The organism is Shewanella sp. WE21, assembly GCF_002966515.1.
In the GTDB taxonomy this organism is placed as follows: Bacteria; Pseudomonadota; Gammaproteobacteria; order Enterobacterales; family Shewanellaceae; genus Shewanella; species Shewanella oncorhynchi.
This window is the reverse complement of the sequence record NZ_CP023019.1, coordinates 117,429-140,862: the sequence shown is the minus strand read 5'-3', so window position 1 is coordinate 140,862 and position 23,434 is coordinate 117,429. Positions and strand designations below refer to the sequence as shown.

Below are 23,434 nucleotides of genomic sequence, written 5' to 3'. Positions count from 1 at the left end.
CCTTTAAAGATTGCACGAGAGAACATGCCGTGCAAATGACTATCCGTACTTCAGTCTTTTGCTTACAGAACACGACTCGCCAAGTGTCAGAATGGTTAGTGCTAGTGTAATTTTTCCATAAAACGCCCTGAAGATTCAGGGCGTTGATTTGGTTATTTCGCGCTTGGTAGTGGGACGATTTCAAAGCTTTCATCGAACTTTACTAAGGTCGACGCTATCTTACCGAAGGCATCTTTATCACCCTCTAACTTGGCAGTACCCTTAGCCAGTAACTCTTTAAGTGTGACTTTTCCGAGTAAAATCCCCGTAATATAGCGTTTATCAATATAAAGATTGGCATCGGCCTCCATCGGTTTATCAACCTTAATATTGCTTAAATTACCGTTACTTAGTTCAACATAGAGCGTTTCTTGGGTGTCGGGGTTAATCACATTAAGCCTGATTAGCCCAAGTTCAGCAGCTTTGAGGCTATCGACTTTTACGGCGAGGAAGTCAAACAGGGTCGATATGTCCATTTCTCCTAAAATATCTGCAGAGGCCGATTTAGGCGCGCCGGGTTGAATGCCTACGCGTAACTCTTGGGCGCCAGTGAGGTAAATGTTGCGCCAGCCAGCACCTTCGGCTTGATAACCCAGTTGCTCATAGGTATCGGCAAGTAATTGTCTTGCCTCTTTGTTATTAGGTTCTGCCATCACGACTTTATTGAGTGCGGTGGCCACAAAACGGTACTCGCCTTGGGCATAGTCGGCTTTGGCATGTTTCACTACGGCTTTGGCACCACCCATATACTCCACAAATTTCGTCGCTTCATCTTTTGTCGGTAGTGGGTTTAAGTTGGCGGGATTCATATCGAAATAGCCAAGGTACATGTTGTACACGGCTTTGGCATTATGGCTGTAGGTGCCATGGTAACCATTGGTGTACCAAGTATCGCGCACAGCCTTAGGGATAGTGGTTTGAATCGCATCGCCAATATCTTGAATACCCACGCCATTATTGGCTAAACGCAGGGTTTGATTATGCACTAGGCCATAGTTATCCCTTTGCATTCTTAAGTATTGGTTTATATCAGTATTGCCAAATACGGGGGCTGAGTGGGCAGTGAATATAACCTGTGCATCATTACCAAAATGAGTCAGTAATTCGTTGATATCCTTAGACCATTTTATCGCATCTCGGACTTTTGCCCCGCGTAAGGTATAAATGTTGTGCATGCCGTGGTAGGTGAGCTCTGCGGTCCACAATGCTTTCATTGAGGGAATATAGGTGGCCATTTCCGAGGCGGCTTCTGTGCCTGAGGCATCCATAAACACCATGTCGATACCATCAATGGTGAGTGTTTCCCACTTGTCTTTGGCATTTAAGGTGACATCGGGTTTAACGTAGGTCACTTCGCCTTTGGATAATCCCTTAGCAAGTGCGGCATCGACAATGCCTTGATCGTTTCGCTCTAATGTTGCGCCGTATTGATAGGCGGCGCGGCGGCTCATGGCATTACCAGCGAGGACGTTTTCGTCGACAATTTCTTTGGTGATGTTATTGGAACCATAGACTTTGACGTTTGGGAACATGTCTTTGATGGCGCGGGATCCGCCAAAATGATCTCCATGACTGTGGGAATAAATCATTGCGACTACGGGTAAGTCATTGCCCTCGGGCAAGTGTTTAAGCGCAAACTCAAGGGATTGCTTTGCTGACTCTTTGGTCAGCAGTACGTCATAAAGGATCCAGCCTGTTTTACCGCGGATAAGGGTTAAGTTCGATAAGTCAGTGCCACGCACTTGATAAATGCCATCTGTGACCTTGTATAAGCCGTTAGACACCATATTCAATTGGGCTTGGCGATAAAGTGAAGGGGTTACTGTGTCTGGGGTTTTGTCGCCAATAAAGCTGAAATCGGCACGTAAAATGGCTGCTGTTGGTTCATCTAGTTCAGCAATAAGATTTTTAGAAAACTCTTCAAAGGCTTTTTTATCGGCAAAATTAAGGCTTGCTGCCGTGGCTTTGTTTACCGCAATGGTTTGCTCGGTGGCAGGCTTTCCCTGATAGTGCAGGCTAATATGTTCATGCTCGTGTTCCGCGGCCACGGCGCTTAAAGAGAAGCTGGCGATAATACTCATTGTCATCAAAGATTTTTGCATTATTTTACCTACCAAAAAGTGGGATAGTGTCGTTGATGGTTTGAGTATAGCCAGCTTGTGTATTTAGATAACTCGAGTTAGCTTGGGTTGTAATATTCATATAGTGAATGAGTGCGCTCCCTTATGCCGACACGAAAGCCATTAGATTTAAATTTATTACGCGTGTTTATGGTGGTTTACCGTACTCGTTCATTCACCCAAGCGGCACAGGAGTTAGATTTAACTCAGTCTTCCGTGAGCAATGCGATAAGCCGGTTCAGGGCTTGGGTCGGGGAGTCGCTGTTTAATCGAGTTGGACGGGGAATTGAGCCTACATCGGTGGCAAGGGAGATGTACCGTAAATTTGAGCAGCCCATGGCGGATATTGAAACCGTATTACTGGGGTTTGAGCATTTTGATCCCAACTCGAGCCAGCGGCGCTTTTATGTATATGCTAATGAGTCGGTTATCGAAGCGCTGCAATCAGGCGTGCAGGCTTTGTTACAGAATGCGGATATTGAAGTCATTTTCCGCGAGTCACCGCCGCAGGAGGATGAGCTATATCGCGATATTTTGCTTGAGCGGGTCGCCGTTGCCATAGACATTAAGCCCGCCCAGCAAAGTTTGCTCTCGAGTAAACTACTCTTCACCGAAACCCTCGTTTGTATCGTCAGTTTGCAGCATCCTCGTATTCAAGGTGCTATCACCCATGGGCAGTATTTTGAGGAGAAACACGTCTTTTTAAATATGCGGCGTTTTAATTTGACTGCAGGGGATTTGTTTACCGAAGGCGTGTTACCAAGGCGCAAGATGTACAGTGAGCAATCATCTTTATTGAGTATGTTTGCAACTGTTGGCAAAAGTGAGGCGATAGGCATAGCGCCTTTGCGGTACGCCAGTCAGTACGCTGAGATGTTCGGCTTACAGATTTTACCTATGCCCCTGAAAACAAGGCCAATTGATTTGTATATGGTGTGGAGCAGTAAATATACCCAAAACCCGAGCCATCAATGGCTACGGCGTTTATTGCTCAATGCGAGTGCAAATACTGTGAATAAAAAAGCTCTGAATCTAGCGAGCAGCTAGGGCTAGCGATTCAGAGCTTTGTTGCAGTTTTTAAATTTTATTTTCTATCTCAGATTGTTAATCTAATAGCCTAAGAAGGTCTTTACTGTCTTGCGAGTCTGTGGCTTTCGCCAGGTTGCTCGAAGTCACTGCGATAAGGGTTGATATCTAAACCACCGCGACGCGTGTAGCGGGCGTAAACTGTCAATTTAGTGCAATGGCAAAAACGTTTTAAATCGACGAAAATTCGCTCGACACATTGCTCGTGGAATTCGTTATGTTGGCGGAAAGAAATCAAATAGCGCAGCAGTTTCTCGCGATCGATTTTAGGGCCTTGATAACGGATCATCACGCTGCCCCAATCGGGTTGCGAAGTGATCAAACAGTTGGATTTCAGCAGGTTTGAATTAAGCGTTTCCGCGACCGTTTGCTTATCGTCTGTACTGTTAACTAAGTAATCAGGATTAAAACTATAATCGCTGACTTCAATATCGAGATCGTCAATACAAGTGCCTGGTAACTCAATAATACGCTGAATACCAAAGCTTTTTGGCTCGATAATCTTAACGCTAACATCACCTTGAGCACACTGACTTAAGTCTTGCACTAAGGTTTTTTGCAGTGAATCTAGGCTATCAAACTTGGTTTGATTAAAGCTATTGAGATACAGTTTGAACGATTTCGACTCAATCAGATTCAGGCTTTCATAGCTTAAATGAAATTCAGCTATGGCCACCATAGGCTTACCTTTGGCATTTAACCAAGACAGCTCATAACCCGTCCAGATATCGGCACCATGAAACGGTAACGTCCCTGTGAGTGCAATAGCATTACGGTTTAGTGAGCGTGGAACCCCTTGCAGCAGCGACGCATCATACTCGGCTTGGTAGTCTGTGGCTTTACCTAAAGTTAGGCCAACAAGCGCTTGCGCATCACTATAGGGATCGTGATTCTGTGTCATCAATACTGTTTCCATGTCAAAATAGGCGCACATTATACCTGAAATTGGATTGTGCTTAAGTGTCTTGTCTGCCCGCACTCGATAAATTTTTGCAAAACTATCATCAAGCTTACTTAACGAGTTTAGGTGAACTACCGCGTTATTACCCACAGGGTGAGCCTTCTGTGTGTATTCAAGGCGAATTTCAACCGGATCTTGAACAGGCCGTTTCTTGGCAGCCAGTGAAACGCAAAGTTGAAGGCAGTTTCGCCAATGTAGAGCATGCACTGGAGTTAACTTTATGGCCAGAGATCAATGATTTTTACGGTCATTATTTCTCCGCCCCAGTATTATTTGACTCTAAGTGGGGCACCGGGGAGTTACTGCAAGTCTGGAATGATGACGATTTTAACTGCCTGCAACAAAACTTGATTGGTCATCTGATGATGAAGAAAAAACTGAAGCAGTCACCGACTTGGTTTATCGGTCTGTTAGATGAGGGAGATAAAATGCTCACCATCAATAACAGTGATGGTAGCGTATGGATTGAAATCCCTGGTGAAGTGCAATCTGAGCAATTGTCCTCGAGTTTGACTGCGTTTATTGAAGCATTATCGCCACGGATAGCACCACCCGTTAAACATGAAGAATTACCTATGCCAGCATTAGAACATCCTGGTATTTTCGCCAGTTTTAAACGTATGTGGCAAAACCTTTTAGGTAAACGTTAACTTTTGTGAGCGAAATTTTTATTATCAACCTAAGTATTAACTCAACCTAAGCGTGGCTTATCTTAGGTTGAGTTCTGCAAGGGGATAAACAGATGTTATTGATGATCCCAAGACAGATTCGACACTATGCGGCAAGGCTCGCAGCGAAAATGGAACATATCCAATAAAGGTTCATCGAGTTTCCAATCATGACTGCCACAACGTGGGCAAGGTCGCGTTTTTTCTGTGGCTAAATCTTGGCCGCCAACGCGATATAAGTAGTAATAGGTCGGGATCTGAGTGAGATATTCTATACGACCGCGCAAATCCCAACCTCTGCGAAATAAATCACTGTCAGGACTCGATAATTCCTCTAGTGCGGCAAATTCTGCCTTAGTGGCCGCCGCCATTTGCAGCTCGTCGCAGGCTTGCCATTCGCTCTGCCAACGGATAATACGTTTATGATCGCCATTAAAGGTTGCGGGTATACGGTACAGGGGAATGGGCAATAAATTGTCGCCGCTGCGTAGGGGCGAGCACATATGCACAAAACTGGTGTATAGCAGTTGCCAGCTGGGTGTTTCGGTATTACTTACTTCAGAATTGATATCCTGACCAATAAACTTTTCCCGCGGCGCGAGTAGTTTAGCGTCGGTTAATTCTACTAAGGCTTTTTTGACCCAAGGGCTGTGATATTTGTGCGCTAAACTGCTTTTCTCTGGCATCAATAAACGCACTCTAAATTCACCGTCATTAAAGGCGACCGCAAATTCTCGCCCTAAGATTTGGCCATTAGCTCGATAGGCTTCAAGGAGCTGATTAATGGCCTTCTCGGCGGCAGATATCGTGGTGTCGGCGAAGCATTCGAAGCGCAGTTCAGTGACAAACATTAAGCTGTTTTTCCTTGGATTTCTAATAAGTTGATGCGTTGTTTAAGTTCAAGCAGTTCGTTTTTTAATTGCATTATTTCTGTTTTTTGCTGCTCAGCATGACGTTCAAAATACGCCTGTTGCATCTGCATGCGCTCGGCGAGCACAGTAAGGGTTAAGGTATCGTTAGTTGCGGGAACGTCAGTTGTAGGGCTGATCGTTTGCAACTCAGCTAAACGCTCGCGATCCGCCTTAGGCATAGATTTAAATTGCTGTAAGCCTTGGATCAATATAGGTAAAGGTAGGCTACTACCTAAACGGGTTTTAATTAAGGCAAGGCTCGGTACTTTACCGCAGGCTTCGAGCGAACGTGCGGCCGCTAATACTTGGTCAAGGGGACTCATAATTAGCAAAATTCCTTACTTTGTTGAATTGTTTAAACCAATTATTAAAATAATAATTAAGTTTTTCATTTAAAAACAGTGTGTTGTCTTGTGGCATTTATTTTGCTTATTGTCCAGCCGAAATACCATTTTTAAGCTTCAATAATAATTACACAGGATGTCACATGATGAACCATAAATTGAATAACAAACTTATCGCCATCACTTTTTTAGGGCTCGCAAGCTTAGGTCTTAGCGGCTGCGTGGTCAATGTCGGTGATGGAGAATCGGGCTGGGATAGCAGCGAATCTTGGGAGAAAGTGCAGGATAAAAATCGCACTAACTTAACCAAACTGAGCTTAGGTATGCCTAAAGACCAAGTGATAATCTTAATGGGCACTGCTGATTTTAGTGAAGCCTATATTCAACAAAGTGCTCAACAAGGTGAAGCCAATAAAGAAGTCTTAGTGTTGTTTTATCGTACCCAGCGTAATAATGGCGATGGAAAAACCACTAAGGATGAATGCACGCCTATCGTGCTGAGCAACAATGCCTTAGTGGGTTGGGGTGAAACGGCTTACGGTAAAATCTGAACCAACGAGTCTTATCGTTTACGTAGCTGAGTGTCTAATTGCTCAATGGGCTCAGTCCAGAGGGCATCGGCTTCTAAACCTTCAATGATAAAGCTCTTTTGGGCAGGGGTCCAAAAGGGCGCTTGGCTTAAATGGATGTGATGGTCGATATCATGGGTTGCAATAAACTGCGCTATGGCCTCGTCGCTACTGTCTAAACCGAGTTGCTCAAACAAGTGGCTTAAGTCTACTGGAGTTGTATCCATCATTATTTCCTTTTCAGTATAGTGCCTTCGTTTAGAGTAAGCGCCTGATTGAAAAATGCAATCTATGATTAAAATTTGCACTTTTTAGTTTCCTTGGTAGATTAACAGTTACGCATAAAAAAGTGTGAGCTAAGTCAAGGAATGCTAACGATGGACAATGAAATTCTGGAGGACTGCCGCGCAGTCTATTTGACCGCGGAAGACTTACGCATTGCCGCTTCTATTCTCTATAACGCTTACCATGATGATCCTTTTTTTGTCGATTCACTCTTTACCTCAGACAAAGCCGCTTATGAGCAAAAATTGCGCGCCGCAATCAGGGAAGAACTCAATACGTTATGGCAACAAAAACAAGCCCTCATTGGTTTATTCGACCATGAAAGACTCTTTGGGTTAGCCTGTGTAGTTACTCAAGAAGTGCCTTTAGGGGAAGGGCGTTATTGGCATTGGCGCTTAAAGATGTTGTTAGGTACAGGTTGGCAATCGACTCAAGCACTAATGAACAAAGAGTCCAGTATTATTGAACTTTTACCCAGTAAGCACTGCGGTATTTTGCAGTTTATTGCTCTTGCACCAAATGAACAGCACAAAGGACTTGGACATAAGTTAGTGCAAGCTGTGGTGAGTTGGTGTGATGAACAGCCTGATTTGGATGGCATTGGTGTGTTTATCGCTCAGGAGAACCACTTGCAACTGTTTACTCAGCATGACTTTGTATCCATCGGCGAGCTGAGTATCGGCAGTGTCCATGGCCAGCTTTTATTCTATTCGGTTCAACAAGATGACTAACTCTTATAAACGTTTCGCCGATTTTTATCCTTTCTATTTATCCCAACACCAGCACCCGACTTGTCGGCAATTACACTTTGTTGGCAGTTGTTTAGTTCTGCTGCTGATTGGCATTGCCTTGGTTTCACAAGCCTGGTGGCTATGCTGGTTTATTCCTATTGTTGGTTATGGTTTTGCATGGGTGGGACACTTCGTATTTGAGAAGAATCGACCCGCGACATTTCAGTATCCTTTTTACAGTTTGATGGCAGATTGGGTGATGTTTGCTCAGATGATCCGCCGCTTTTTTAAACGTTAAAAAAATTGCCCGAGTGAGATGCCCATGCCCGTGTGAGAGATCGCTTACAAACGTTGTAGGACATAATGTTTTCTTTTTGATTGTTTTTTGTCCTGCAGCATTTAATTTTAAATAGAATCATTGGGTTGTATTTATTTTCCTTTGGTTGGTCCGTAATTAATTTTGTAGTCCGTTCTTTGAGCCGAACAAAAAAGTTAGGGTTAACGTAAAATTCACTCATGGCCAAAGCAAATGGATAGCAAGGAAAGCGAAACAGGCCAAAGGGACGCAAGAAGCAACGAATTAAGATTTCAAGGTTGAAATCGCTGACGGTAGGAAAACTGTCATTCGCCTGGGATAGGCTAAGGAAAAGCAGGATTGCTTTTCAAGGATGATTAGGGACAGTGAGTTGTATCGTCAGGATGATGAATTTCAGGAAGAATACAGGACACGCTTAAGGATTAAGCATGAACTCGAAACAGGATGTGTCGAGATAAGGATAAAGTATAAGGGTGAACAGCTTGTACTAATCTATGGAAAAGAAATTTTGCAGGATGCAATAGGAATACGTCATAGGAAGTGACAGGCTCTGTAAAAAGGATTTACAGGTCAAGGGACTGAGTGTTATCTCACGTAAGTTTGATACACAGGGACAAAAAGGGATTACAGGGACAAAAAGGGATTACAGGGACAAAAAGGGATTACAGGGACGATGCAGGACGCAAGCAGACGCATGGATGGTGCAGGGAGCACAAATCGAGCAGGACGGCTTACGAAGGATAAATGGGGCGCACTTTAGTTGCGCCCTTTTCTTTGGTTCATTTTCAGCATTAATCTGGCTTTGCCAAGCTATAACGCTATTCACATAGACTTTATCTTAACTCTGCTTAAAGACATCTTGCCGTAAAGCATGTTTACCAGTCTTACTTCTCTTATTGCCCAATGATTTACTCTGTGTTGTCTGTGTTGTCTGTGTTCTGGTCATGTGCCGAATGCTTGTCGAATTTTGAGCGATAGCGGTTTATGCATAAGTCCTTCAGGGGAGAACATCTAGCGCTTTGCTTACTTTTGATTCGAATTGCCATCCTCCGTGTAAGAGATCTCTCACAAGTATGTAAGTAATTTGTAAGTCCAAAGGGTGGTTATGTCTTGGGGCTGGTTATTATTTTTATTTATATCAGTAAGTTAGTCTATTTTTTGTCAGTTGTACTCACCATCTTCGTTAACATTTCAAATAATCCACAATGAGTACTTTTGTTGGTTGGCGTAGAATTCATCTTGTAGAAGGAGTTACGGGCAACAGGATGTTGGCGATCAGGATGATCGAACAGTGACTAAGGAATGTGACTTAAGGAAAGATAGGGATATAGGTCTTTCAGGATGAAAGAGAGCCAATACCAAGGAAAGGAGACTATCAAGGATTGATAGACTCATTGCATAGGATGGCCAATGGCACAGGGAGTGCAATTGAATGGATGCAATACCCGTTTCATGGATGATGATGGAACCGCTCAGGAAAGAGCAAGCTTGGGACTGGATGACCAAGAGATAGGGAAGTACATGAGTACAAGGACCTCAAGGATTGAGCAGGGATGAAGCAGGACGCAGATTGACGCATGGATGGTGCAGGGAGCACAAAAATAGCGGGATAGCTTAACAGAGAATAGGAGGGCGTGGCTTTAGGGCCGCGCCCTTTCTTTTTTAACTTTTACAGTGAGTTATTTTTTAGCCGTATTTACGATAAAAAAGAATGATGTCTTGCTCTCTATGTTGGCTCACATTTTATTTGAGCCAACATTGTCGATAAAAGCTTAATGGCATTTGCCTGAGTTGCAACCACTTTGCGTACCACACCCGCCAAACTTACCCTGTGACGTTGGGGCTTCATGCCATTCAGGCTCAGGGAAGATAGGCCATTCAATCTTTTGAATTTTCTTGCCTTGCATCCAAATATGGCCACGGTATTGGTTAATGCCGTCGGTGCTGAATTCAAATAAATATTTCGCCTTCCAGCAGATCCCCGTCGTGCCGCCAATGCTAGGGCGGGCAGTTTCCATGGCAATGGCTAACAGTTGAACTTTTTGTCGCCAACATTCTTTTTCGGCAAAAATACGGCTCAACTCTGCCATTTGGCGTAGTTGCCAAAAGAATGCGGCAATCACGACGAGGCCAATAATTAACAGTAAATCTGACATCATTTGCTAGCTGCCTTAAACAAACCACCTATGGCTTGTGATAGTTGAACACTTCGATTGGGATTTCTTAATTCGCCTAGTAGTTGATTGCGCAAACTAGGAATAGCCACAATATCAGCAAAGACCTGATTAAAAAAGGCTTGGGGCTGCAGTGCTAAAGCTTCTAAGTAAAGACTGCGACTTGAATCTTGTTTTAATACCGACCAGTTACGTCCGGCAATGCTGATGAGGGCATTGGTATCTAAAGAGGATTGGCCGTGTAGATGCGCAAACGCTTTTTGGCTGTGTTTGGCGCTAGAAGCCAAAGCGCGAAGGAAATAGGCTTGGTGTTCTGGCGCTGCGTCTTGAAGTTTCGCGAGAATCTTATCGGCGAGAGTGTCGCTAATCAGTAAGTGTTCAAGACATTGGCATAGGGCGATTTGCACTTCAATGGCGGCCGTATCAAAACTCGATACCAAGTGCTGCTCATGATCAAATTCTTTTGCGCGTACACACACATCAGCTATGCCTTGCATTCCAATATGTTGCCATTGTGATGGGGCAATTTGGCCTGACAGATATTGCACGGCAAACTCGTATTGTGATGAAGCGCGCTGGCCAAGTTGTTTACGAACGAGTGCGTTAAATACGGCAAGTTTTTCCTGGCTTGGCTTGAAATTAAACGGATTATTCGCGAGTCGTTCTTGCTGCTCATCACTGAGTGGCTGAGTGGGATCTTGCCCTAATGCCGCTAATATCATTTCGATAAATTGTGAGCGAGGCGCGGGCGACAGTAATCCTTGCTCATCTAACGCCAGCTTTAGAAACCAAATAAAGTGCTGCTGGCTAGCATCCCAAAAGACAATAGCAAATTGCGCATGCCCTTGAATAGGGTAAGGATAAGGCGTAGCGAGAGATTCGATTTGGTGAAATGCGAGCATATCAATATGTTGCACCCTACGGCCAAGATCATACACTTGGAACTGGGTTTTGGCTGTGGTTAAAAACTGGCTTAAAGTTGTAATTTCAGTCATTTGGCTGCCATATCAATCAAAGAGGCTCAATAAATTGGCGCCATTATAGGGGGAAGTGCGTCTGGATGGTATGATTGCGGCACTTTAATCGACCTATTCGGCCAGTGAATTGTGGGAAGTTTTCGAATCACACAGGGCTAATATGAGAATGGATCTGAAAGCTATGTTATACAGTCAAACCCAAGCTAAATTGGCTCAGATTACCCACGCGCTGCAAGCGGCCGAGTTGTGGTCTGAGCAAGCGCCTTCTGCCGCTGCAATGGCAAGCACAGCACCTTTTGCCTGTGATCTTATGCCCCTTGAGCAGTGGCTGCAGTTTATTTTGCTGCCTAGAATGCAGACTTTAATCGAAACGGGGGCGCCATTGCCGACTCAAATTGCGATTGCCCCTATGGCTGAACATGTTTGGCTGGATATGCCCCCGCGCCAAACTTTAATTAGCCTATTGAATGAATTGGATATGTTGTTAAATGAATCAAGATGATATCTGGCTTGAAACGCCTGAAAATGCAGTGAATGTATCCCAAGAGGATGATTCAGAAGAGCAGGCGCCTGAGATTGAAATTCTTTATGAAGATGAGCACTTAGTGGCAATTCATAAACCCGCAGGCTTATTGGTCCACCGCAGTTATTTAGCGCGTCGGGAGCGATTTTTTGCCATGCAGCTGACACGTGACTTAGTGGGCTGTCATGTGTTTCCTGTACATCGTCTCGACAGGCCGACATCCGGCGTGCTCTTGTTTGCCAAGAGTAGTGAAGTGGCTAATGCTCTGTGTGAGCAATTTGCCTCCCATACGGTTGAAAAACAATATCTGGCTTTAGTGCGCGGTAATATGCATGAGAGCGGTATTTTAGACTATGCGCTTAAGGTTGAGTTGGATGAATTAGGCGATAAGAATGCCGATCCTAATAAAGCGGCGCAGGAGGCTGTGACGGCGTATGAGCCGTTACTCAATACTGAAATTCCGTATCAGTCAGGCCGATATCCCACTAGCCGATTCGCACTGGTACGCTTGAGTCCTAAAACGGGGCGTAAGCATCAGCTTAGAAGGCATATGGCACATTTACGCCACCCCATCGTCGGTGATACCACCCATGGCGACGGTAAGCAAAATGCGTTTTTTCGTGAGCATTTCGGTATTAATCGCCTGTGGCTTATCGCAAAAAAACTCACCTTTACACACCCAATAACTCAAACTCGGCTCAGCATAGAAACCGAGCTCGAGTCTGAGTGGGAAACTGTGTTTGCCGAGTTAGGTTGGGACGAGGCGACCTTGAGTCAACAAGCTGAGTTATTCATCGCCCAAGAGGCGTGAACAGTTAGCGGCCAATGCTTGATATGGTGATATCAACTTAGCCGCGTGAATAAAATTAAGTGCATTCACTTTGCTTTGTTATTGAAACTAAAGTCATCGAATTTAAAACGAGGTGGATTGCTTAATCGAGGAGTTGTGGCGTTTGTGCTGTTTGTGGCCGCAGCTCTTGCATCATAACGGCTAAGGTTGAGAATCCAGACGTGAGTGCAAGTGGCGATATGAGATTTTGCTGGGCGGAGTGGAAGTAGTTTTTACGTCGAATATGGGTTGTTTTGTGGTGCTGCTTGAGGTGTTTTTGGCGGGTGGACTGTCGCATTAGATATTTTCTCACGCTCAATGGCTTGATTTATAAAAAATTTGCGCCTTAGCTTGCTCATACGCTGAACAATAAAGTAAGGTCAGCCTAATAAGGTTTGCAACGCGATGTGGAGTGTATCATGAAAAAGGTGAATCTGGTGTTTGGCACTGTATATGGTAGTGCACAATTTGCCGCTGAAACCCTAGAGAAAGAAATGCAAGTTTTAGGTTATGATGTCACATTGTGGCAACCTAATGAGGCAGCAAGCTTTATTCCTCCTCAGGATGAATTGTTAGTGGTGGTGACTTCGACGACCGGACAAGGGGACTTACCCGATGATATTCAGTCTTGGTATCATAATCTTAAACATCTAGCACCCTACTTACCTGAGCTTAGATACAGTGTGATAGCTCTAGGTGATTCAAGTTATGAGACTTTCTGCGGTGCAGGTAAGTCTGTAGATGCACTCTTGAGTGAACTTGGCGCTAAGCCGCTAGTGGAATTACTCGAAATTGATGCCTGTGAAACCATGGAACCTGAGGTTGAAGCGATAAAATGGCTAGAACGCTGGAATCAAGTCGTCAAAACCGAGCTCGTCGCTTAGGTAGTTTCGTCAATCTACAGTGGTTTAAATTTGCCCAGCGCTTAAGCCAAGCGCTGCTTATTCCTATTGCCATTTTACCCGCCGCTGGGGTTATGCTCGGCTTAACCGTTAGTCCAATTCCTTTTATGCCCGAAGAGCTGACAGTGCTGATGCTGGCGGTAGGCAAACTCATTTTCGCCATTATGCCGATGTTATTTGCCGTGGCTGTCGCTATTGGTTTTTGTCGCGATCAAGGCATTGCCGCCTTTTCGGCAGTGTTTGGTTATGGGGTGATGACGGCGACGTTAGCCGCACTGGCCGATTTGTATCGACTTCCAACCCAACCTTTATTAGGAATGGATACCTTAGATACTGGAATTGCAGGTGGCATGATGCTCGGTGGTATCACTTGCCTCGCAGTCCGTTGGAGTCAATATATTCGCTTGCCTGCGATTTTCTCTTTCTTCGAGGGACGTCGCAGTGCATCTTTACTTATTATTCCCCTAGCAATGAGCCTAGGTTATTTACTCGCCCATGTGTGGCCGCCATTAGCTTTATTAATTGAGCGGGTATCTGACTGGGCGGTTTATCAAAAACCGGCCATCGCCTTTGGCGTTTATGGCGCATTAGAGCGGTTACTTATTCCCCTTGGCTTACATCATATTTGGAATGCGCCTTTTTACTTAGAGGTGGGCCAATATCAGTTATTGGGGCATGAAGTCGTTCGTGGTGAGGTGGCGCGCTATTTAGCGGGCGATCCGCAGGCGGGAAACCTTGCCGGTGGTTATCTGATTAAAATGTGGGGATTACCGGCGGCTGCACTGGCAATGTGGCGCTGTGCTGATCCCTCTGAGCGGAATCGCGTGGCGGGCATTATGCTCTCGGCGGGGGCGGCCAGTTGGTTAACTGGGGTGACAGAACCTATCGAATTTGCTTTTATGTTTGTGGCGCCGATTCTATTTATTATTCACGCCTTACTCACTGGGCTCGCTTATTTTGTTTGTATTATGCTGGATATTCACCACAGCATAGTATTCTCCCAAGGGCTGGTGGACTTTACGCTGCTATTTCCATTGTCCCGTAATGCCAGCTGGTTTATTTTCCTTGGGCCTTTAACCGCCATAATATATTACCTGTTGTTTAGACTGAGTATTTTAGCCTTTAATTTGAAAACTCCCGGTAGGCTTGAGCATAACGACAGTAAAGGACCCAAAGAAAGTTTACGGGCGATTATTGCGGCGCTCGGCGGGCGTGAAAATATCGTTGAACTTAATGCTTGTTTGACACGGTTACGCTTGAGCGTACACAAGCCCGAGTTAGTCAATAAGGTGCGTTTGAGTCAGTTGGGCGCTAAGGGCGTGATCGTTATGGGCAAAGGTGTGCAGGTGGTTTACGGGACTAAGGCCGAAACCTTACGTAAAGTATTGCAGCGTTACTTAGATACTCGGCGCTAGGATTGTGTTTTTACAAAATTAACTGCTTAATTTTTACATTTTATTGATTCAAGCCTCTGAAATATCATTTTTATTTTCGCATTATAGGGTTTTCATACTGTTCAGCATGATTTGCTATGGCAAACTCGATGTAGGGACTATATAGGAGAGCCAACTTTGCAACAAATGACTGAAACTCGCGGTAATACTTCGCCATCCATAGAACGTAAAATCTTACTGACGGATTGCGCTGATGCCCAAGGCCTCATCGCTAAAATCACCAGTGTTTGTTTTACTCATAAACTGAATATCATCAAAAACAGTGAGTTTGTGGATAATGCCCAAGGGCGTTTCTTTATGCGAACTGAGTTAGAGGGCATTTTTAACAGCGAACAGTTATTGCAAGATCTGCGTGACGTACTGCCTACGCAAAATCATATGACGTTAGTTAGCGCGGGTAAAAAACGCATTGTGGTGTTAGTTACAAAGGAAGCGCACTGTTTAGGCGATTTGTTAATGAAAGCCTATTATGGTGGTTTAAGTGTCGAGATTGCCGCTGTGGTGGGTAACCATGATGCACTACGTGAATTGGCAGAGAAGTTTAACATCCCTTTTCATCTGGTGAGTCACGAAGGCTTAGACCGAATTCAACACGAGCAAGCACTGTTGGCCGCAGTATCACAATATGAGCCAGATTATCTGGTGTTGGCTAAGTACATGCGGGTGCTAACTCCAGATTTTGTGGCGCAATATCCTAATCGCATCATCAACATCCATCATTCTTTTTTACCTGCTTTTATCGGCGCAGCACCCTATCGCCAAGCCTGGGAGCGCGGGGTGAAAATTATCGGTGCGACGGCGCATTTTGTGAATAATTGCCTCGATGAAGGGCCGATCATCAAGCAAGACGTGATTCCCGTCGACCACAGTTATAGTGCCTTAGAAATGGCGCGAGCTGGGCGCGATGTTGAAAAGAGTGTATTGAGTAAAGCGCTGCAATTAGTGCTCAACGAACAAGTGGTCGTGTACGGCAATAAAACGATCGTTTTCTAAGATGTAGGTGAGTCGTGGCAATGGCATGACATTCAGCGGCGTTTATTTTAACCCGTGTCTGTCATGAAATCAGCTATCATTATGTTTATTGGAGATTTTATAGTGCTCACATTGGGGTGAACATAGCGGTATAGTGTATTACCCATGCTCGAATTACAGGTCGGAGTGCTGGATGTCAACTCGTCAAAGCCTTATCGTTGGAATGAAAGACTTGCCCGATAGTTTGAATTTATCTTGGGCACAGCTAGATGAGCAGTTTTGTGTGCTACGGATGAGCCAAGCCTTTTATAGCCGTTGCAAACGCTCTGCGGCGCAAATCATTAATCAACCGATTAGCCAATTGTTTAGTGCTTTTAATGCTGAACTATGCGCCGATATCGTGAGGCGACGCGGCCAAGAAATAGGTTTTCAATTACAAGATCATCGCGGCATACGTGTGCATCTCGCGCTGCATTCTTTGCCTGAAATGGGATGGTACTTGATTCTATCCGACATCAATTTTGAAGATCCGCAGATGAAGGAGTTGCACTCGGATTATCGTCGAGCGATTCAAGCCAGCGATGCTTGGCTGCAACACATTGAAGATGTGATTAAATCCTCCCAAGAAGAAGTATTTAAAGTCGCAGTTTCTAAGGCGATGTCGCTCACTGGCAGTCGATATGGCTTTATTCTGTTGCATAACGAAAAGTTAAAAACACTCACACTCGCCGCGCGTTCTGAGTATCCCCACGCAGAGGCTAATCAAGCCGATTTTGTTGAAGATAATACCCAAGTGTCAGAACTTGAAAGCCGCGTATGGCTCGAATGTGTGCGAGATTATAAGCCGATCATCCAAAATCAAACCGACTCCCAAAGGCGCTTAGGGGATTTGCCCTTAGATAAACTGCTACTTGGAGGGCGTTACTTGGCGGTGCCGATTTTATTTCGCAGTCGCTTAGTGGGCATGCTGTGCGTGGTCGACCGTAACGAGCCTTATAGTCGTAATGATGCGAGATCATTACTGACTTTTGCCAGCATTTTATGGCACAGCATTGAACTACCACGCACATTACGCGCAGTATCCCGCCAGTCCAAAATCATTAAAGCGCAAAAAGAGCAATTATCTCAATCGTTAACCCAGCTTATTAGTGCTATTTCTGAGGCATTAGAACTGAAAGATGCCTATACCGCAGGGCATCAAAAGTCGGTGGCGCAATTAAGTTATTTGATTGGTGAGAAATTAGGTTTAGACCCGCTGCGTTTAGAAGGGCTGAAGATTGGTGCCTTAGTTCATGATATTGGTAAGTTAGCGATTCCATCACAGATTTTGACAAAACCGTCAAAACTTTCAAAAGAAGAATACGCATTAATACAGACCCATCCGCTCCATGGTGCTGAAATTATTGAAGATGTGGAGTTTCCTTGGCCCATTAAAGAGATGATTTTACAGCATCATGAGCGGCTCGATGGCTCAGGTTATCCCGCGGGCTTAAAGGATAAGGCCATTTTATATGAAGCGAAAATTATTGCCGTCGCCGATGTTGCCGATTCGATATTGTCCCACAGGCCTTATCGCCCATCGTTAGGGCTGGAGAAAATGACTGAAGTGCTGCGTGCGGGTAAAGGGACACTTTTTGACCCTGAGATAGTCGAAACTTGTTTAGCGATTTTGATTAATCGAGAGTTGAGTATTAGCGATCATATTGGTGCTGCGCCGCTTGAACCTTTAGTCACGATTTCACTCGACCATGAGTTAGTTGATATTAAGCGTTTACTTACGACTGCCCATGCTAAGGTGGCCGTGGTATTGGATGAGCAACATAAGATACTTGGGGTGATCACCAGCCGCTTACTGGAACATTGGTTTAGCCCATTACTTGGCACTGCGGCTGAGCGTGAACAGGATAGGGCATCTTTACATAAAAAAGCCCATCAGATCATGCAGCATTCAGTGCCTATTATCAGTGAGGTGGCCACATCGGAGGATGCCTTATTGCAGTTGAATCTTTTGGATTCAGAATATCTTGTGGTGGTGAACAAAGCGCAGCAGCCATTGGGGATTATCGGCTGGCGGGCCATTGCCATGACGAGAAATGCATTTCGTGAAGTAGAGCGTTTGATTTAATTGCTTTATTAGATAGTTATTATAAAGCTGGGCAGTAATCGCTTAATCGTAGGTTAAATAGTTCTGATAATAAAAAAGATGCCCTTAGGCATCTTTTTATGGAACTCATGTTATCGAACAAATGCAGTGACTGTTAATCAACAATACGCAGTAATTCGTTGATACCCACTTTACTGCGGGTTTTTGCATCGACTTTCTTAACGATAATAGCGGCATAGAGGCTGTATTTGCCACAGGCTGATGGCAGGTTGCCAGAAACAACAACAGAGCCTGCTGGTACACGACCGTAATGCACTTCGCCAGTTTCGCGATCGTAAATTCGAGTGCTTTGGCCGATATACACGCCCATGGAAATCACTGAGCCTTCTTCAACCACAACGCCTTCAACAATCTCAGAACGTGCACCGATAAAGCAGTTATCTTCGATGATGGTCGGGCCCGCTTGCAATGGCTCAAGTACGCCACCAATACCTACGCCGCCAGATAAATGCACGTTTTTACCGATTTGTGCGCATGAGCCAACCGTTGCCCAAGTGTCAACCATAGTGCCTTCATCAACATAGGCACCTAAGTTCACATAGGATGGCATCAACACGGTATTTTTACCGATAAATGAGCCTTTACGTACTGTAGCCGAAGGTACTACACGAATGGCTTCCGCTTTAAAGCGGGCTTCATCATATTCGGCAAATTTTAACGGCACTTTGTCGAAGTATTTGGTTTCGGCGCCATCGATAACCACGTTATCGAAAATACGGAAGGACAGTAATACCGCCTTTTTCAGCCATTGGTGCACATGCCATTGTCCGTCGATTTTCTCGGCGACACGGACTTCACCTTTATCGAGCATATTGATGACATTTTGCACATCGCTGCGCACACCGGCGTCAACTGTGCTTGGTGTGATGTCTGCGCGCGCTTCAAAAGCCGCCTCAATACGTTGGCGTAAAGCCTCCATTTACTTCTCCCACTGGTCTCGTTAATTAACTGATTCGATATTCTTTGCACTCAGGGCACTGATTAAAGCGTCCCTGAGGGTATTCTCTTGGGTTTCGTTAAGTTGCAAGCCGTCATTGGTCTGCAGCATAAAAAAGTCTTCGGCTCGCTCACCAATGGTGGTGATTTTGGCCGCAAGTAATGTTGTGTTGCAACGGTAAAAGATATCCCCGACTTTTGCCAGTAATCCTGGAGAATCTAAGGCGATAAGCTCCATCATACTTGTACCATGACGACTGCTTTCGAGGAAACTCACTTGTGTCGGCACATTAAAAGGTTTCATCTTGCGCGATAGTTTTCTAAAGCGCGGCAGTTTTGGACTGTCGCTCGACAGGGCTTTCTCAAGCGCCTTACGGATACTTTGGATGCGTGAAAGCTGGCTAACGGGCTCACCATCCTGCTCTAAGATCACAAAGGTATCGAGGGCATAATTATCTTTTGACGTCATGATGTTGGCATCATGGACGTTGATATTTTTATTGTCGAGTACCGCCATCACAGTTGCGAACAATTTAGGTCTGTCTTGGCAATAGACAAATAGCTCAGTACCACCACGGGTGGTGTGTTTGGACACTAAGACTAAAGGCTCATCCTGTTGTTTGTGCTTTAAAATCGCTTCGGCGTGCCACGCGACTTGATTTGGCTGGTGGCGTAAAAAGTAATCTGCCTTAAAACGTTGCCACAGGGCATCGAGATCTTTCTCTTTCAATCCGCGGCGCAGCAGCTCTTTTTTTGCCTTGGCTTGGTATTCACGCACTCTGGCACGAATATCGACGGGTTTTTCTTTACCGCGGGCGAGCACTCTTTGGGTCGAAAAGTACAAATCGCGCAGCAGTGAGCCTTTCCAGTTGTTCCAGGTTTTTTCGTTGGTGGCGCAGATATCAGCGACCGTTAAGCAATACAGATAACTTAAATGCACGGCATCGCGGACTTTATTGGCAAAGTCGGCCACCACATCGGGATCGGAAATATCACGGCGCTGTGCGGTGACAGACATCACCAAGTGATTCTCAACCAGCCAAGCGACTAAACGACCATCGTGATCATTTAATCCATGCAGCTTACAAAAGGCGAGGGCATCGCTTGAGCCTAGTTTACTGTGATCGCCACCGCGGCCTTTGGCGATATCGTGGAAGATAGCGCCTAATACGAGTAAACCTTTTTTAGGCAGTTGGTTGATGAGAATCGAGCCTAAGGGAAATTCTTCCTTTTGTTCGGCTTGGGAAAAACGCTCGATATTGAGCAGTAATCTGTGGGTGTGTTCATCGACCGTATAGGCGTGGAACAGGTCGAACTGCATCTGGCCTTCAATATTTCGCCATGCGGGTAAATAGGCCGATAACACACCGTGTTTATGCATTAAAGACAAAGCAACAATGCCGCGAGGGTGGCGCAGAATTTCCATAAAGGCTTGGCGACAAAGCGGGTTTTCTTGCAAGGCTTGCGGTTGGGCGCGTCTTGCTCGGCGCAGCGAACGCAGCGTTGGTGCGTAAATACCTTTGATGTTGGAGTTTTTAGCGACTAACAAAAACAGCCGGACAATTTCTTCGCCGCTATCGAACAGATCATCGCTTAGCGCTTCAATAAAAGTGCCGCGGCGCTGGTAGTGTTTATCTATCGATTGAATTTCTAAAGCTTTTGTGTGGCCCAGTGTTGCCCGTTTAAACAGCTGCAGCAACATTTCGTTTAGCTCCATCACTCGGCGTACCGTGCGATAGTAACGTTTCATCATTTGCTCAACAGCAAGCTGGGTGGCGTCTTCATACCCCATAAGTTCGGCAACTTGGCGTTGTACATCAAAGAGTAAGCGATTTTCATCGCGACCGACCACCATGTGCAGGGCAAAGCGTATCTTCCACAAAAAGTGCTGGCATTCGAGCAGCTCTTCTAGTTCACCAGGCTCTAAAAAGTCGTATTGGACTAATTCTTCGAGGCGAGCGGCGCCAAAGTGACGCATGGCTACCCAAGCAATGGTTTGAATATCCCTAAGACCACCGGGACAACTCTTGATATTGGGTTCTAAATCGAAGGCACTGGCTCTGGCATGGCGAGCATTTTGCTCATCCCGTTTTGCGATAAAAAAATCGCTTGAAGTCCAAAAGTCACTCTGACGAATCGCATCATAAAGTTGATCGAATAAAAATTCGGGTCCTTCAAGTAATCGTGCCTCTAACAGGTTAGTGGCTATGGTGATGTCTTCACGGCCGAGGATAATCGTGTCGTTTAACGTACGGACACTGTGGCCGATTTCCAGATTGGCATCCCACAGAAAGGCAATAAACTGACTGAGTGCCGCTTCGGCGGCGGGTGACAAGATATCATTAAACAGGAACAGCAAGTCGACATCTGAGTGGGGATGCAGCTCCCCACGGCCATAGCCCCCCACGGCAATCAGGGCAATATCATATTCCCTTAGACCGTGCTGTTCCCAAGCTTGCTTGACAAGGGCATCGACAAATTGACAGCGCTGCGTGACGAGCTCTTCAATCGGGGTTTTAGCCTTAAAACTGGCCAAAAGAATCTGATTCTGTTCGATTAATGATTGTTTAGCGAGCAGAGCTATATTCATCGAGTCCCTTGTTTTTATGCTTGTTAGTGTGGCCTATCGCTCGTGATTGATGATACGTGGGAAATCCTCATCCTCACGCAGGGTAAGTACTTCAACCCCTTTTTCAGTCACCAGTAAGGTATGTTCCCACTGGGCTGAATTTTTACCATCGGAGGTCGTTACCGTCCACTTATCATCGCGATCGAGTATGGTCGTGTGGCGACCGGCATTGATCATAGGTTCAATGGTGAAACACATGCCTGGGCGTAATACTGTGTTATCGCCGTTACGGTAATGCATAACCTGAGGTTCTTCATGGAAACCCGAGCCAATACCGTGGCCACAATAATCTTGCACGATGGAATATTTCTCAAGGCCTGTTTTACTTGCTTTGATGAATTTTTCGATAGTATTGCCGATTTCACCCAGTTTTAAACCTGGACGCACCTTACGAATAGCTAAATACAGGCTTTCTTGCGCGATGCGGCACAGACGTTTGTCCTTCGCGCTCACTTCACCGATTAAAAACATCATCGAGGTATCGCCGTGATAACCGTCTTTAATCACTGTGATGTCGATATTGAGGATATCGCCTTCTTTCAATGGTGGGTTGTCGTTTGGAATGCCGTGGCAAATCACATGGTTTACAGAAGTACAAATGGATTTAGGAAAACCATGGTAGTTAAGCGGCGCCGAAATCGCACCTTGCTCTTCGGTATATTTGGCGCAGAGGTCATTGAGCTCATTGGTGGTCACGCCCGGTTTAACATGCGGCGCGATCATTTCTAATACCTGTGCGGCTAGTTTGCCCGCAGCACGCATTTTTTCAATTTCTTCAGCGGTCTTGATGACTATACTCATTGCGTTTTCTCTTGTGTCTTTAATGTCTGTTGGCCACGCAACCTAATGCAAAAATTTGTGCTTTAGGGCTATTTATGGTATAAAGCGCGCCGTTATGTTTAAGTCTTGATGAATTGTCTAAGCCAGCTTTTACGCTGCTTTGATACTTGCAAGACTAAAGATGGCGGCCATTATACATGGCTATTTGTCTAAATACTAAATCACACACGTGTCGACACATTCTTCGGGGTGCCCTAAGTTGTTATATAAGGGGTCGAAGACATGGGATACGTGGAGGTCTAACCCCCTAAATTTTAAGGTAATAGAAATGACTACAGTTTCAATGCGCGATATGCTTCAGGCCGGTGTCCACTTCGGTCACCAAACCCGTTACTGGAACCCAAAAATGAAGCCATTCATTTTCGGTGCTCGCAACGGTGTTCACATCATCAACCTTGAGCATACTGTGCCAATGTTCAATGAAGCGCTAGCTTTCATCAGCAACGTAGCTTCAAAGAAAGGTAAAGTATTATTCGTTGGTACTAAACGTGCTGCTGGCGAAGCGATCAAAGAAGCTGCTCTGTCTTGTGACCAGTACTATGTTGATCACCGCTGGTTAGGCGGTATGCTGACTAACTGGAAAACAGTTCGCCAGTCAATCAAACGTCTGAAAGAACTGGAAAGCCAATCAGTAGACGGTACTTTCGACAAGCTGACCAAGAAAGAAGCGCTGATGCGTACTCGTGAGCTTGAAAAGCTGGAAAAATCTTTAGGTGGTATTAAAAACATGGGCGGCCTGCCAGACGTATTATTCGTCATTGGTGCTGACCATGAGCATATCGCTATTAAAGAAGCTAACAACCTGGGTATCCCTGTTGTTGCAGTTGTTGATACTAACTCTGCGCCAGATGGTGTTAACTACATCGTTCCTGGTAACGACGACGCTATGCGTGCTATCCGCCTGTACACTTCTTCTGTTGCTGCTGCTGCAAAAGCTGGCCGTGGTCAAGATTTGGCTGTTCAAGCTGAGCAAGACGGTTTCGTAGAAGCCGAATAATAATAAG

General features: G+C 45.2%; 23 protein-coding genes. 12 read left to right on the top strand and 11 right to left on the bottom strand.

The genetic code is table 11. From position 1 onward, the window contains the following. Nucleotides 1-152: 152 nt before the first annotated feature. Nucleotides 153-2,141, bottom strand: a complete 1,989-nt coding sequence (locus tag CKQ84_RS00625) for an alkyl/aryl-sulfatase (RefSeq protein ID WP_105249736.1) — start codon at nucleotides 2,139-2,141, stop codon at nucleotides 153-155. 123 nt (nucleotides 2,142-2,264) lie between these two features. Here CKQ84_RS00625 and CKQ84_RS00620 point away from each other — a divergent pair, with 123 nt between their 5' ends. Further along, nucleotides 2,265-3,206, top strand: a complete 942-nt coding sequence (locus tag CKQ84_RS00620; RefSeq protein WP_105249735.1) for a LysR family transcriptional regulator — start codon at nucleotides 2,265-2,267, stop codon at nucleotides 3,204-3,206. Nucleotides 3,207-3,288: 82 nt separating this feature from the next. On the opposite strand, the gene queF is transcribed toward CKQ84_RS00620, so the two are convergent. Next, nucleotides 3,289-4,146 (bottom strand): NADPH-dependent 7-cyano-7-deazaguanine reductase QueF, encoded by an 858-nt coding sequence (queF, locus tag CKQ84_RS00615; protein ID WP_105249734.1) that lies wholly within the window; start codon nucleotides 4,144-4,146, stop codon nucleotides 3,289-3,291. A gap of 59 nt (nucleotides 4,147-4,205) precedes the next feature. Between queF and syd the strand changes: the two genes are divergently transcribed. Continuing rightward, the gene (gene syd, locus CKQ84_RS00610) at nucleotides 4,206-4,856 is read left to right on the top strand and encodes a SecY-interacting protein (protein ID WP_105249733.1); all 651 of its coding nucleotides are present in this window, start codon (nucleotides 4,206-4,208) and stop codon (nucleotides 4,854-4,856) included. A 95-nt stretch (nucleotides 4,857-4,951) separates the two neighbouring features. Here syd and CKQ84_RS00605 read toward each other — a convergent pair whose 3' ends face one another. Continuing rightward, complete coding sequence (locus CKQ84_RS00605; RefSeq protein WP_105249732.1) at nucleotides 4,952-5,725, bottom strand: Zn-ribbon-containing protein; 774 nt, start codon at nucleotides 5,723-5,725, stop codon at nucleotides 4,952-4,954. Next, the gene (locus CKQ84_RS00600; protein WP_105249731.1) at nucleotides 5,725-6,108 is read right to left on the bottom strand and encodes a hypothetical protein; all 384 of its coding nucleotides are present in this window, start codon (nucleotides 6,106-6,108) and stop codon (nucleotides 5,725-5,727) included. The genes CKQ84_RS00605 and CKQ84_RS00600 overlap by 1 nt, the downstream gene beginning before the upstream one ends. A 164-nt stretch (nucleotides 6,109-6,272) precedes the next feature. On the opposite strand from CKQ84_RS00600, the gene CKQ84_RS00595 reads away from it, so the two are divergent. Further along, complete coding sequence (locus tag CKQ84_RS00595) at nucleotides 6,273-6,680, top strand: DUF3192 domain-containing protein (protein ID WP_173913131.1); 408 nt, start codon at nucleotides 6,273-6,275, stop codon at nucleotides 6,678-6,680. Between the two features lie 11 nt (nucleotides 6,681-6,691). Here CKQ84_RS00595 and CKQ84_RS00590 read toward each other — a convergent pair whose 3' ends face one another. Next, nucleotides 6,692-6,925, bottom strand: a complete 234-nt coding sequence (locus CKQ84_RS00590; RefSeq protein WP_028760620.1) for a DUF2789 domain-containing protein — start codon at nucleotides 6,923-6,925, stop codon at nucleotides 6,692-6,694. A 150-nt stretch (nucleotides 6,926-7,075) separates the two neighbouring features. Here CKQ84_RS00590 and CKQ84_RS00585 point away from each other — a divergent pair, with 150 nt between their 5' ends. Both CKQ84_RS00585 and CKQ84_RS00580 read left to right on the top strand, forming a co-directional pair. Beyond that, complete coding sequence (locus CKQ84_RS00585) at nucleotides 7,076-7,714, top strand: GNAT family N-acetyltransferase (RefSeq protein WP_028760619.1); 639 nt, start codon at nucleotides 7,076-7,078, stop codon at nucleotides 7,712-7,714. Continuing rightward, a complete protein-coding gene (locus CKQ84_RS00580; RefSeq protein ID WP_105249730.1) occupies nucleotides 7,707-8,012 on the top strand; it encodes a DUF962 domain-containing protein in 306 nt (101 codons plus the stop codon). The genes CKQ84_RS00585 and CKQ84_RS00580 overlap by 8 nt, the downstream gene beginning before the upstream one ends. A gap of 1,790 nt (nucleotides 8,013-9,802) precedes the next feature. Here the strand turns inward: CKQ84_RS00580 and CKQ84_RS00570 are convergent. Both CKQ84_RS00570 and CKQ84_RS00565 read right to left on the bottom strand, forming a co-directional pair. Further along, complete coding sequence (locus CKQ84_RS00570) at nucleotides 9,803-10,189, bottom strand: DUF3301 domain-containing protein (protein ID WP_105249728.1); 387 nt, start codon at nucleotides 10,187-10,189, stop codon at nucleotides 9,803-9,805. Continuing rightward, nucleotides 10,186-11,199 carry a DUF3549 family protein gene (locus tag CKQ84_RS00565; protein ID WP_105249727.1) on the bottom strand — a complete coding sequence of 338 codons (1,014 nt, stop codon included), beginning with the start codon at nucleotides 11,197-11,199 and terminating at the stop codon, nucleotides 10,186-10,188. Before CKQ84_RS00565 ends, CKQ84_RS00570 begins: the two co-directional genes overlap by 4 nt. A 163-nt stretch (nucleotides 11,200-11,362) precedes the next feature. On the opposite strand from CKQ84_RS00565, the gene CKQ84_RS00560 reads away from it, so the two are divergent. Further along, entirely contained in the window at nucleotides 11,363-11,683 is a 321-nt protein-coding gene (locus CKQ84_RS00560; RefSeq protein ID WP_028760615.1) for a YqcC family protein, read from the top strand. Then, entirely contained in the window at nucleotides 11,670-12,515 is an 846-nt protein-coding gene (gene truC / locus CKQ84_RS00555; protein WP_105249726.1) for a tRNA pseudouridine(65) synthase TruC, read from the top strand. The genes CKQ84_RS00560 and truC overlap by 14 nt, the downstream gene beginning before the upstream one ends. Before the next feature lie 121 nt (nucleotides 12,516-12,636). Here truC and CKQ84_RS00550 read toward each other — a convergent pair whose 3' ends face one another. Beyond that, nucleotides 12,637-12,831: a hypothetical protein gene (locus CKQ84_RS00550; protein WP_105249725.1), complete on the bottom strand. Its 195-nt coding sequence runs from the start codon at nucleotides 12,829-12,831 to the stop codon at nucleotides 12,637-12,639. A 121-nt stretch (nucleotides 12,832-12,952) separates the two neighbouring features. Between CKQ84_RS00550 and CKQ84_RS00545 the strand changes: the two genes are divergently transcribed. The 4 genes from CKQ84_RS00545 (at nucleotide 12,953) to CKQ84_RS00530 (ending at nucleotide 17,986) form a co-directional block, all read left to right on the top strand. Continuing rightward, nucleotides 12,953-13,417 (top strand): flavodoxin, encoded by a 465-nt coding sequence (locus CKQ84_RS00545; protein ID WP_105249724.1) that lies wholly within the window; start codon nucleotides 12,953-12,955, stop codon nucleotides 13,415-13,417. Then, a complete protein-coding gene (locus CKQ84_RS00540; protein ID WP_105249723.1) occupies nucleotides 13,369-14,850 on the top strand; it encodes a PTS transporter subunit EIIC in 1,482 nt (493 codons plus the stop codon). Before CKQ84_RS00545 ends, CKQ84_RS00540 begins: the two co-directional genes overlap by 49 nt. 165 nt (nucleotides 14,851-15,015) lie before the next feature. Next, entirely contained in the window at nucleotides 15,016-15,882 is an 867-nt protein-coding gene (gene purU, locus CKQ84_RS00535) for a formyltetrahydrofolate deformylase (protein ID WP_105252965.1), read from the top strand. A gap of 172 nt (nucleotides 15,883-16,054) precedes the next feature. Beyond that, a complete protein-coding gene (locus CKQ84_RS00530; RefSeq protein WP_105249722.1) occupies nucleotides 16,055-17,986 on the top strand; it encodes an HD domain-containing phosphohydrolase in 1,932 nt (643 codons plus the stop codon). A 133-nt stretch (nucleotides 17,987-18,119) separates the two neighbouring features. Here CKQ84_RS00530 and dapD read toward each other — a convergent pair whose 3' ends face one another. Genes dapD through map form a run of 3 tightly spaced genes read right to left on the bottom strand, consistent with a single transcriptional unit; the run spans nucleotide 18,120 to nucleotide 22,391 of the window. Beyond that, nucleotides 18,120-18,944, bottom strand: a complete 825-nt coding sequence (dapD, locus tag CKQ84_RS00525; protein WP_028760609.1) for a 2,3,4,5-tetrahydropyridine-2,6-dicarboxylate N-succinyltransferase — start codon at nucleotides 18,942-18,944, stop codon at nucleotides 18,120-18,122. 21 nt (nucleotides 18,945-18,965) lie between these two features. Continuing rightward, nucleotides 18,966-21,551: a bifunctional uridylyltransferase/uridylyl-removing protein GlnD gene (gene glnD / locus CKQ84_RS00520; protein WP_105249721.1), complete on the bottom strand. Its 2,586-nt coding sequence runs from the start codon at nucleotides 21,549-21,551 to the stop codon at nucleotides 18,966-18,968. A 33-nt stretch (nucleotides 21,552-21,584) separates the two neighbouring features. Then, the gene (map, locus tag CKQ84_RS00515; RefSeq protein ID WP_006080978.1) at nucleotides 21,585-22,391 is read right to left on the bottom strand and encodes a type I methionyl aminopeptidase; all 807 of its coding nucleotides are present in this window, start codon (nucleotides 22,389-22,391) and stop codon (nucleotides 21,585-21,587) included. 307 nt (nucleotides 22,392-22,698) lie between these two features. On the opposite strand from map, the gene rpsB reads away from it, so the two are divergent. Next, complete coding sequence (rpsB, locus tag CKQ84_RS00510) at nucleotides 22,699-23,427, top strand: 30S ribosomal protein S2 (RefSeq protein ID WP_028760607.1); 729 nt, start codon at nucleotides 22,699-22,701, stop codon at nucleotides 23,425-23,427. Nucleotides 23,428-23,434: the final 7 nt, after the last annotated feature.